Origin of the sequence: Candidatus Afararchaeum irisae (genome assembly GCA_034190545.1) — an archaeon.
GTDB classification, from domain to species: Archaea; Halobacteriota; Halobacteria; order Halobacteriales; family Afararchaeaceae; genus Afararchaeum; species Afararchaeum irisae.
On the sequence record JAXIOF010000010.1, the window covers coordinates 1 to 10,716 of the forward strand.

15 protein-coding genes are annotated in these 10,716 nt (G+C 55.0%); 6 read left to right on the top strand and 9 right to left on the bottom strand.

Translation table 11 applies throughout. The features are described 5' to 3' along the window. From SV253_01245 to SV253_01275, 7 genes are all read right to left on the bottom strand, one after another. Positions 1-177: KH domain-containing protein (locus SV253_01245; GenBank protein ID MDY6774709.1), on the bottom strand; the 177-nt coding region annotated here is incomplete at its 3' end. Positions 178-237: 60 nt separating this feature from the next. Further along, positions 238-1,071, bottom strand: coding sequence for a serine protein kinase RIO (locus tag SV253_01250; GenBank protein ID MDY6774710.1), 834 nt, complete (start codon positions 1,069-1,071; stop codon positions 238-240). A gap of 199 nt (positions 1,072-1,270) precedes the next feature. Further along, on the bottom strand, positions 1,271-1,972 hold the full coding sequence (locus tag SV253_01255; protein MDY6774711.1) for an ABC transporter ATP-binding protein: 702 nt from the start codon (positions 1,970-1,972) through the stop codon (positions 1,271-1,273). Then, the gene (cbiQ, locus tag SV253_01260; GenBank protein ID MDY6774712.1) at positions 1,972-2,712 is read right to left on the bottom strand and encodes a cobalt ECF transporter T component CbiQ; all 741 of its coding nucleotides are present in this window, start codon (positions 2,710-2,712) and stop codon (positions 1,972-1,974) included. The genes SV253_01255 and cbiQ overlap by 1 nt, the downstream gene beginning before the upstream one ends. 42 nt (positions 2,713-2,754) lie before the next feature. Beyond that, positions 2,755-3,066, bottom strand: a complete 312-nt coding sequence (locus SV253_01265; protein MDY6774713.1) for an energy-coupling factor ABC transporter substrate-binding protein — start codon at positions 3,064-3,066, stop codon at positions 2,755-2,757. A gap of 2 nt (positions 3,067-3,068) precedes the next feature. After that, on the bottom strand, positions 3,069-3,728 hold the full coding sequence (locus SV253_01270) for an energy-coupling factor ABC transporter permease (protein ID MDY6774714.1): 660 nt from the start codon (positions 3,726-3,728) through the stop codon (positions 3,069-3,071). Positions 3,729-3,868: 140 nt separating this feature from the next. Next, a complete protein-coding gene (locus tag SV253_01275) occupies positions 3,869-4,543 on the bottom strand; it encodes a peroxiredoxin (GenBank protein MDY6774715.1) in 675 nt (224 codons plus the stop codon). 158 nt (positions 4,544-4,701) lie between these two features. Between SV253_01275 and SV253_01280 the strand changes: the two genes are divergently transcribed. Continuing rightward, complete coding sequence (locus SV253_01280) at positions 4,702-5,247, top strand: DUF1684 domain-containing protein (GenBank protein MDY6774716.1); 546 nt, start codon at positions 4,702-4,704, stop codon at positions 5,245-5,247. 7 nt (positions 5,248-5,254) lie between these two features. Here SV253_01280 and SV253_01285 read toward each other — a convergent pair whose 3' ends face one another. Next, positions 5,255-5,452 (bottom strand): hypothetical protein, encoded by a 198-nt coding sequence (locus SV253_01285; protein ID MDY6774717.1) that lies wholly within the window; start codon positions 5,450-5,452, stop codon positions 5,255-5,257. Positions 5,453-5,577: 125 nt separating this feature from the next. Here SV253_01285 and SV253_01290 point away from each other — a divergent pair, with 125 nt between their 5' ends. Genes SV253_01290 through SV253_01310 form a run of 5 tightly spaced genes read left to right on the top strand, consistent with a single transcriptional unit; the run spans position 5,578 to position 9,610 of the window. Further along, on the top strand, positions 5,578-5,979 hold the full coding sequence (locus tag SV253_01290) for a translation initiation factor IF-2 subunit beta (GenBank protein MDY6774718.1): 402 nt from the start codon (positions 5,578-5,580) through the stop codon (positions 5,977-5,979). 45 nt (positions 5,980-6,024) lie between these two features. Further along, positions 6,025-6,306 (top strand): DUF211 domain-containing protein, encoded by a 282-nt coding sequence (locus SV253_01295; protein ID MDY6774719.1) that lies wholly within the window; start codon positions 6,025-6,027, stop codon positions 6,304-6,306. A 3-nt stretch (positions 6,307-6,309) separates the two neighbouring features. Then, entirely contained in the window at positions 6,310-6,888 is a 579-nt protein-coding gene (locus tag SV253_01300; GenBank protein MDY6774720.1) for a VIT1/CCC1 transporter family protein, read from the top strand. A 2-nt stretch (positions 6,889-6,890) separates the two neighbouring features. Next, complete coding sequence (locus SV253_01305) at positions 6,891-7,745, top strand: HAD-IC family P-type ATPase (GenBank protein ID MDY6774721.1); 855 nt, start codon at positions 6,891-6,893, stop codon at positions 7,743-7,745. Beyond that, positions 7,742-9,610 (top strand): cation-transporting P-type ATPase, encoded by a 1,869-nt coding sequence (locus SV253_01310; protein MDY6774722.1) that lies wholly within the window; start codon positions 7,742-7,744, stop codon positions 9,608-9,610. The genes SV253_01305 and SV253_01310 overlap by 4 nt, the downstream gene beginning before the upstream one ends. A gap of 476 nt (positions 9,611-10,086) precedes the next feature. On the opposite strand, the gene SV253_01315 is transcribed toward SV253_01310, so the two are convergent. After that, entirely contained in the window at positions 10,087-10,647 is a 561-nt protein-coding gene (locus tag SV253_01315; GenBank protein MDY6774723.1) for a hypothetical protein, read from the bottom strand. Positions 10,648-10,716: the final 69 nt, after the last annotated feature.

The window sequence follows — 10,716 nt, forward strand, 5'->3', positions numbered from 1 at the left end:
GTCGGAGCCCTTGAGACCCTTTATGGGATCACCTGTCTTGTCTATCCTGACACTCCCACTGTCGGAGTCGACTGTGAGAGAGACCTCGGCGGATTCCTCTATCTCTCTCTTGGTCTCACCTCCCTCTCCTATTATAACACCTATCCTGTCCTGTGGTATCTTTATGTGCTGTGACATAATATCGTAGAACTGAGTTATCTCGGAGTAGGTGTCCTACCGACTTAACCCTTTTGAGGCTCAAGCCTCGGTTACGTCTTCGAGTATCGCGTCGGCGTCGACGTTGAGCCCTCTCGACGAGAAGAACCGCGCGACGTTCCGGCAGTCACGTTCGAGGAAGTCGCGCGAGTTGGGATGGTGGACTGTGACCGCCTGTCCGACGTCTATAACCACTATGTCGCCCTCGTGTACGAGTATATTGTACTCGCTCAGGTCGCCGTGTACGAGACCCGCAGAGTAGAGACGTCTCATGTACTCGACTACGACCTCGTAAGCCGTCTCGGGGTTCTCGAAACTCACCTCTCTGAGAGTCGGAGCCCTTTCTTCGTTCCTGCCTATGAACTCCATCACGAGGACGTTTCTCTGTACAGCGATGGGGCTCGGGACTCTGACACCCGCCTTCTCGGCTCTCTTGAGGTTCGAGAACTCCTTCTTCGTCCACGCTATCACGGTGTCTTTCTTGTCGTTCTTGACGCCGTCGAACCGCGGGTCGCCCTCGAAGTAGTCCCTCATGTCGCGGAAGTTCGAGGTCGCGACCCTGTATATCTTGAGTGCGACGCTCCCCTCTTCACCGTCTGCCTCGAAGACGTTAGCCTCCTTCCCCGTTGAGACCGGTGCTCCGACTGCCTCGACGTAGCCGTCCTCGACTAGCTTGTAGACCGCCTTGAGCGTCGGTACGTCGAAGACCTCCGCCTCAGTGTCGTAGTCCTCCGAGTCCTCTATCCTCTCCCTGAATCTGTCTATCTCGTCTGCCCACTCGCGCTCCCTCTCGGCTGTGACCTCGTCGTGTACTGTGATCTTCTCCCAGCCGAACTCCGAGTCCGAACCCGAAACCGAAACCGTTTCGTCTTCCATTCGCTGTAGATACGTGAGTAAGAGACAAAGGCGTACCGGTGCCGGTATTCGATCTCTGTAGTACTATCGAGGTAGTATTCATCCATATATACCTTGAGTCTATATTACGGATGTATGATCCCTCAGTGGGGTGGGGGATCAAGAAAGAAACGATTAAGATCTGTCCTGATGCGTTGCAGCCGCATCTCTTTCTCTTAAATTAGAATACGAACGTCCTCAGACCGTATCTCTCGGCTGTCTCGGGTGAGATGGAGTCGCCCGTGTAGTCGACGACACCGTCCTCCAGAACTGCGATACTGTCTCCGACTTCGAGACCGAATCCGGTGTCGTGTGTCGATATCACGAGGGTTATTCCCTTCTTCGAGAGCTTCTCGACTATCTCGACTATGGCGTCACAGCCCTCGCCGTCGAGACCCGCTGTGGGCTCGTCGAGGAGAACGTAGTCGGGCTCCATGACTAAGACGCCCGCGAGAGCGACGCGTTTCTTCTCACCTCCGCTGAGTGTATTACAGAGACGGTCGCCGTATCCCGAAATTCCCATAGTTTCGAGAGCTTCCTCTACGCGTCCGTCGTCCTCGATACCGGCGTTCTTCAAGCCGAACCTCACGTCCTGGGAGACTGTCGGAGCAATTATCTGGTCGTTGGGGTCTTGGAAGACATAGCCGACCCTCTGACGCAGGTCTTCGAGGCTGTCGTCGTCGTATCTGACTTTTTCGCCCCCGATATAGACCTCTCCCGAGTCGGGCTCTAATAGTCCGTTGAACTGGCGGAGGAGTGTCGACTTCCCGGCTCCGTTTTTCCCCATGAGTACGGTTACTTCTCCCGACTCGGCTCTGAAGTCGGTGCCGTCGAGTACCGTGTCGTCGCCGTATCTGAAGACTAGGTCGTGTGTCTCTATCATCAGACCACCAGTGTCGAGGAAAGGAGTAGAAGGATTAAAGTCGCGTAGACGTGTCCCGAGCTCTGTCTGCGTGGACTCGGCATCTCGCCCGAGTACGATCTCGACCTCATCGACTCTTCCATCCTCTCTGCCCTCGTTAGTGACTTGAGAAAGAGGGAGAAGCCGATTAGCTTTGTCGATCTGAAGAGAGAACGTCTGTCGGAGTAACCGAGACGTGCCCTCGCGGCGGTCTGGAGCCTCTCGGACTCGTCGGTGAGTATCTGTATTCCTCGGTAGGTCAGAAGACAGAACTCAACGAAGAAATCGGGAAGACGTAGTCTCTTGAGTGCCGAGAAGGTCACGGGAACTGTCGTCGTGAGTATGAAGTAGACGAGAACCGAGAGAGACGCTCCCGATCTGAGAGCCGTCGTGACCGCTCTTTCGACTCCTCTGTCCGAGAAACGTAAGACGAAGTCGAAGATGAGAGGAACCGAGAAAGCCGTCTCTCCAGACGTGAAGACGAGTATCACGCCTATACTCGGCACTGCGAAGTAGACGGGAAGACGTGCGAAGCCGAGGTAGTCACGTCCAGCGGCGTGAAGACCCAGTGTGACGAAGACCACAGCCGTGGCTAACTGTGTCAGACGGCTCGGGGCGGCGACTCCTAAGAGAAGACCCACGAACGAGAAGTAGACGTTTAGCTCTCCGTCTACAAGAGGGGTAGAGGACGACTGTATCTTCTCCAGGCTCGCGTGGTGCATCTCAGTCTAAGTCTCGTCTTCTCCTTGTCTTCTGTGTCTATCCTACGTCTGAGACGCGTCAGTGTCAGCCGAGCTGGGATCAGTCTCGGTCTCCGATGATCTGAACCTGCCGAGGTAGTAGCCTATCGCAAGACCTCCTACCGCAGCCTGTAACGAGAAGAGGAGGCTCTCAATCTCGCCGCTCGGCGGTGTCCAGACGGGGTTGAACCACGGCTCATAGCCCGGACTGATCTGGTTTATGCCCTCCTCCGCCTGACCGTCGGCTCCTCCCCAAGCCGCGGGCATCACGAAGCTTCCGACGACGAGTACTGCTAGGAGTCCGATACCCGCGAGAGCGTACCTACGGCTACTCATGCTCATGCCGGAACCCCCATGCGTTTTCTGACCGAGACCTTAGCCTTGACGAGGTATCCCACGATAGCCGCCGCGAGCGCGCCCTCTACGAGTCCTATCGGAATCTGTGTGACAGCGAATATACCCATGAACTTAGTCGCGGATGCTATAATCCCGCTGACTCCGGGCTCCGACGGGAACGCGACCGCAAGCTGTAACGAAGTCACGACGTAGGTCGTCCAGTCGGTAACCACTGCGGCGACGAAGGTCGACTTCTTGAGATCAGTACGCGGTCTTACGAGTCTGTAGGCTCCGTAGCCGACGAAGGGACCTATGACACCCATAGACGCGACGTTCGCGCCGAGTGTCGTGATTCCTCCGTGGGCTAAGAGGAGTGCCTGATAAAGTAAGACGACCGCCGAGAGGAAAGACGTCACTACGGGACCGAAGAGGACGACTGCGAGACCGGTTCCCGTGGGATGGGACGTACTGCCGGTCACAGACGGCATCTTGAGAGCCGAGAGGACGAATATAAATCCCGCCGAGACGGCTAAGAGAGCCTTCGACCTCGAACTATCCATCGACTTTGCTGTCTTGTACGCTCCATATCCGACGAAGGGAGCCGCGACGACGTACCACGCCGCAGCCCACTCTACGGGAAGAAAGCCTTCCATTATATGCATGTCATGTCACCACAGTCCCTTCTACCACAGAGGGGATTAAAACAATTTTGGTTGAACTAATACAAATGAAGTTTAATTCAGGGGCGTGAGACGAGACTCGTCGAGGTCAAAATAAAAAAGAGTCCGTCGTCTGTCCGGTCTTACTCTTCTTCTAGGTCGGTAAGGCAGAACCACCAGTCCTTACAGTCGTAGCCCTCTGCCTCGGCTTCTGCGAGTCTGTCCTCGGCGTCCTGGTCGCTGTCGGGCGGCGGAACAAGAACCTGGTCGCCGAAGTTCTGGTTCTCGGGCCAGTCGGCGGGTGTGGCGACTCCTTCCTCGTCGCTCGTCTGGAGTGCTTCGAGTGAGCGGAGTATCTCGTCTATGTTACGTCCGATCTCGAAGGGGTAGTAGAGAGTGAGACGTAGGACACCGTCGGGGTCGACTATGAAGACCGCACGTACTGTCGACGATCCCATTCCGGGATGGAGCATTCCGAGCTCCTGTGCGACTCCTCCCATCTCGTCGGCTATTATGGGGAAGCCTATCTCTACGCCGATCTCCTCCTCTATCCAGTCTGTCCACTTGATATGGGAGTGGACACGGTCGACCGAGAGACCTATGAGGTTCGCGCCTAACTCCTCGAACTCGTCACGTCTCTGTTCGAACGCGATGAACTCGGTCGTACAGACGGGCGTGAAGTCACCGGGATGGCTGAAGAGCACGAACCACTCGCCTTCGTACTCGTCGGGGAGCTTCATCTCCCCGTGTGTCGTGGATACTTCTAGTTCGGGGAACCTGTCACCAAGCAGCGGCATCGTGGGTTTTTCGTCAGACATCAGGATAACAAACACACTCAGGGGATTTAAAGCTTACTCAATCCAAAAAATCTGTCGGTTATTAGAACTGAAATTTTGACATAGATAAATATCTTTTGGAGTAGGCAAAGCACCACAGCTGCCGGTGGCTTTTAGGTCTGTGAGAACCAAACGTGTCTATGGAATCCGAGTCTGACTGGGAGGAACGCATAAGAGCGATGAGAATGGAGAAGGACGACTTCTTCGGGAGCTCGCGCAGGTCACCTATACCCGCCGACGAACGTCAGAGCTTCGACGGTCTCAACTACTTCGAACCTAACCCCGACTACCGTTATGAGCTGAAGCTCGACGAGTTCGACGACAAGAGCGTGGTCGAGATAGGCACGACAGAGGAGGGGGAGAGGAAGTACCTCGACTGGGGAGTCTTCAGTTTTACTGTCGACGGAGAGGACTGTGAGCTACACGCTTACAAGAGCGACCCCGACGAGAGCCGTCTCTGGGTTCCCTTCAGGGACGAGACCAACGGAGACGAGACCTACGGCGCGGGGAGATACCTCGACCTCGACGAGGATAGCCACAGGCTCGACGACGACAGATGGATACTCGACTTCAACCAAGCCTACAACCCCTTCTGTGTCTACTCCGACGACTACGAGTGTGCTCTCATACCCACGACCAACTGGCTAGACGTAAGTATAGAGGCGGGAGAAAAGAGCTACAAGTAATAAAAAGCTACCTCTTCCTTACGACCTGTTTAGAGATCTTTCTCTGTGTGCCGCTGGGATGCTCTAAGAGAACGACCGAGTCACCGTCTATCTCACGTACCTCGCCCTTTCTGTCGGTACCGTCCTTCCAGTGGAAGACGACCCTGTCGTGGGGGTATAGTTTTTCGGGGCTGTGAAGCTCTGACTCGTGTTCTTGGGCTTTCATCTGACATCTATCCCTAAGTAGTCTGACATATTAAGCCTTTCCTCGGCTCTAATTCTCCTTCAGTATATACGTTCGGATTCGGCTTCTGTCAGACAGTATAAGTAGCTAGCCAACGAAGATAAGGTATGTCGAAGTACGAGGATCAGCTTGAGCGTGCTTTATCTGAAGCTTCCGAAGGAGTAGAAAGAGGCAGGTTCTCTCTTCCCGAGCCCGACGTGAGACAGGAGGGCAACACGACGGTTTACGAGAACTTTCAGGACTTCGTCCAGACGGTCGACAGGGACGAGAACGACGTCTTAGAGTTCCTTCAGAGGGACATGGGGACGAGCGCGCACCTCGACGAGAAGGGACGCGCACGTCTCGTCGGAGACTTCAACGCCGGACGTATAATGGAAGCAGCCGAGGAGTTCACCGACAAGTACGTCATCTGTCCCGAGTGTGGCTCTCCCGACACACGTCTCGAAGGCGACGACGAGAACCTCTCGATAAAGTGTGAGGCGTGTGGCGAGAAGTCGCCCGTAGAGTAGTACCGCCCCCATAACTAATACTACTGGAGTCTGTTCTTGTGTTGTATGATAAGAAGGCTCGTCCTGGACATAATGAAGCCGCATGAGCCGTCAATGCACGACGTAGCCGTCAAGGTCGCAGACACCGACGGCGTCTTAGGTGTAAACGCGAAGCTCATAGAGACCGACAGTAAGGTTCAGAACATAAAGATGACAGTCGAGGGCGAGGACATCGACTACGACGCGGTTAAAGACCGTATAGAACACCTCGGGGGAAGCGTCCACTCGGTCGACGAGGTCGCGTGCGGTGAGACGATAGTCGAGGAGAGCATCACCCCACAGGACTGAGAGATGTGGGGAATCGGCTTCGTGCGTGATACGCTCCAGGACGAGGAGGCACGTTCGATATCGCGGCGTTACTTCATATCGAACGGCTTCGACGGTGCTCTCACGAGCGTCGGAATCACAGTCGGCTCGTACCTCTCGGGAGTTCCCGACGGTCTCACGGTAGTCAAGGTCGGGGTGGGTGCCGCAGTAGGTCTGTCGACGTCGGGTGTCTGGAGTGTCTGGGAGATAGAACGTGCCGAGAAGCTCGCTGAGCTTCAGCGTCTTGAGAGGTCTATGATGAAAGACCTAAAGGGTACGTCTATCTACACCGAGAAGAAACGCGTAAGGATAGTCAACTCGGTGATGAGCGGTCTGGGTCCAGTCGTGGGTATACTCCTTCCCGTCTTAGTCTTCGCTTTCGAGGGTATCTACCTCACGATGCTCGAAGCCACCCTCATCTCTGTGGCTGTCGCAGTCTCTGTCCTCTTCGTCTTCGGTGCCTACATGGGATCTATCTCCAAACAGAGATGGTACGTCGCGGGTCTCCGTATGGGCGTAGCAGGCGTAGTGGTCGCGGGAATCAACGTACTACTCCCGGGGTAAAAATGAACCAGAAGGACAGATGGAAGACAGAGACCGCGGACGAGGTGATAGAAGAGCTCGGAACCTCCGAGGATGGTCTAAGCTCGGACGAGGCGGAGGCGCGGCTTGAGGAGTACGGCTCGAACGAGATACGTGACGACGAAGAGATCTCCCCTCTACGTATACTCGTCTCGCAGTTCGACGACTTCCTGATATATCTTCTCGTCGTCGCGGCTCTTCTTTCGCTCGGAGTCGGGCTTCTCCCCGGTAGACATCCCGAGTACGTCGACGCAGGTCTCATAACCTTCATACTCGTAGCGAACGGAGTCTTCGGCTTCGTCCAGGACTACCGCGCCGAGAAGTCGATAGAGGCTCTGCGTGAGCTGTCGACCCCGGATGCGACGGTTATGAGGGACGCCACCAAGACCAAGATAGATTCGAGAGACGTAGTCCCGGGGGACGTCGTCTTCCTCGAACAGGGGGACTCAGTTCCCGCAGACGCGCGCCTAATCGAGTCACAGAGCCTCGAAGCCGACGAGTCGGCACTCACGGGAGAGAGCACGTCGGTGCCGAAGGACACGGAAGTCGTAGACAAGGACACATCCATCGCCGAGACCTCGAACCTCGTCTTCATGAACACGAATGTAGTCAGAGGACGTGGAAAGGCTGTCGTCGTAGAGACGGGAATGGAGACAGAGGTCGGAGGGATAGCGACACAGATCACTCAGGCTGAGGAGAGACAGACGCCCTTCGAGAGGGAGGTCGACAGACTCGGGAGGACGATTGGCTACGGAGTACTGGCTCTCATACTCGTAGTCGCAGGCGTACAGGCGGGCTCACGTCGGCGTCCCCCCTCACGGTCTTACTTGTCTCTATAACACTCGCTGTCGCCGCCGTCCCTGAGGGTCTTCCCGCGGTCGTGACACTCACTCTCGCTCTGGGTTCTAGGAAGATACTAGAGAAGAACGCAGTCGTCCGTAACCTCCCTGTCGTCGAGAGTCTCGGATCGACAGACGTGATCGTGACTGACAAGACAGGGACACTCACCGAGAACCTCATGACGGTGAGACGCGTCTACTTCTCGGGTGAGACCTACGGTGTCACGGGAACCGGACTCAAGACGGAGGGCGAGTTTGTCGAGGAAGAGTCGGAGACCGAAGTCGGTTCTGAGGTGGTCGAGCCTCTCCTCAGGGCGGGTGTCGTCTGTAACAACTCCGAGAGATCCCTCGACGACTCCGACGACGAATACTACGGTGATCCCACAGAGATAGCCCTACTCGTCTCGGCACAGAAGGCAGGGATAGAGGTCGACGTGGGTGACGAGAGACAGAAGAGGAGGAAGAGCGAGATACCATTCACCTCGGAGAGAAAACGCATGACTGTCACAGTGCCCGAGGAAGACGGTGACGGATACGTCTCCTACATGAAGGGAGCACCCGAGGAGGTTCTCAGCCGGTGTGACACGCATCTCGTCGGGAGTGATGCCGTCGAACTCGACGACGAGGCGAGGAACGAGATCAGAGACAGACAGACCGAGTTCGAGGACGACGCCCTCCGAGTTCTCGGCTTTGGATACAAGCGGGAGGAGGTCGAGGACGAGGACGACGAGGACGGCTTTGTCTTCCTCGGACTTCAGGCTATGATAGATCCGCCGAGGGACGGCGTCAGGGGAGCTGTCGACGACTGCCGGAGGGCGGGTATAGACGTTATTATGGTCACGGGCGACGGAATGGGAACTGCGAAGGCGATAGGAGAGGAGGTCGGATTCGATCCTAAGAACGCGAAGTCGGGACGTGAGGTCGAGAAGATGGAAGACGACGAGCTACGTGAGACAGTCGAGGAGACAGAGGTCTTCGCGAGGGTCTCACCGAGCCACAAGGTTCGTATACTCAAGGCGTGTCAGAGAAACGGTCACAACGTCGCGATGACGGGTGACGGGGTCAACGACGCGCCGGCTCTCAGGAACGCCGACGTCGGAATATCGATGGGACAGAGGGGAACAGACGTCGCCCAGCAGGCTTCCGACATGGTTCTGAGAGACGACAACTTCGTGACTATACGTGACGCGATAGCAGAGGGGAGGGGAATATTCGACAACATACGTAAGTTCGTCAACTACCTCCTCTCGGCGAACGCCGGCGAGGTTCTCGCGGTCACATTCGGCGTGATTCTCGGAAGCCTCGTCTTCCCCGGTCTCTTCGCAGGTGCAGGCGAGTCACTCATACTCACACCCGTGATGCTCCTCTGGATAAACCTCGTGACCGACGGACTCCCCGCACTCGCCCTCGGAGCCGATCCCCATTCCCCGAGGATAATGGGGAGACAGCCCCGACCCAGCGACGAGCCCGTTATCGATACTAGAATTGGAGCCTCGGTCGTCGGCATAGGAGTCGTGACGGCTCTCACAGGACTTCCGATATTCTTCGAGTCTCTCTCACGTACACGTAGCCTCGTCCTCGCACAGACATCTCTCTTCACCTTCCTCGTGGCTGCCGAGATGGTACGTATTCAGATCATACGCCACAGGTACGGTCAGTCGGTTCTCTCGAACCCGTGGCTCGTAGCCGCTGTGGGTCTCTCGCTCGTACTCCATCTCGGCGTTCTCTACACTCCTGTGTCGTCTCTCTTCGAGGTCACACCACTCGGTGCCGACGCGTGGCTCAGGATAGGCGTCGGCTTCGTGGTCTTCTTAGTCTTAAACGTCGGTCTGTCGTGGCTTCTCGACCGAGTAGTAGGCGACTGAGTCTACGAGGCACAGGCTCAGACGGAGGATAGATGATGATAGCCGAGGCTTTTCTCTTCGGTCTCGGACTCGTAATACTCGTCAGAGGGTCTGATACCGCCGTGAGATCGGCGGGTGGCCTCGCAGTCTACTATAGTAGAATCCAGAAGTCTTCTCGTAGTTGAATTCTGTATCCCGATCACGTCCTCCAGTTTTCTGAGTCTTGAAAAGGGATATGTGCAAACACTTCTGGAGATTACTATATTACGTCTTCATACAGTGGTAGGATATTAGCGACCCCGAATCCGAACGTGAGACAGATCTAAACGTACTCATACTGGAGGACATTCACAAAGCGAAGCTCTGTGAGTAAGCAAGATCAAAGATCTTGTTACAAAAATAGATAAAGATAAAGATTGAATACGGTCTTCTCGGAAAACGTCGGATACGTACCCGTGTTATTCTTTGCGACTTATATGAAAAATTCATATTCACGTCTATTGAGTGATAGAACTCCCGAAGTAGCCAATCTCTTTGATATCTCCGGGTATCCTCACGAAACTGGCTTCGACATCAAAAACATCTATTTCACAATTCGTCTTACGATCCTTAGCTACGTAGTTCACCCCAACACCTGTCTCGTCCCAGCGTATACTCCTCACGTGTCTCGTAAGACACTCCTCTATGTGGTATTGATGTACCAAAACTGACTCCGACGAGAAATCCGTTTCTTCGAGTAGTTCTCGAACATCACGTATTCCTTCCGCTTCTGAAGATATATTCAGTATAAAATAATCCTTCGCCGAATTAATCAGCCAGTGTATCGGTGCCCATCCAGCTTCTTTATCAGGCTCCACAGTTGGAGAACGAACAGCAGTTTCTCCTGTGGTACTTCTCAGCTTTTCGAAAGATGGGTCGGTTTCTACATTCTGGAGAGCTTCACCGTCTCTCTGTGATGAGTTCGTAGAATTAGAGCCTCCATCGCTACCTATACACCCGGTTAATGTAGCTGTGGTGGTGGCAAGAACTGATAGTAGACGACGTCTCGATATATGCATACGTTATCTGTAATCTCGGTACTTCCCAATCGGTAATTGAGAGTAAAAGATAAAGCGTTACTCTGATTG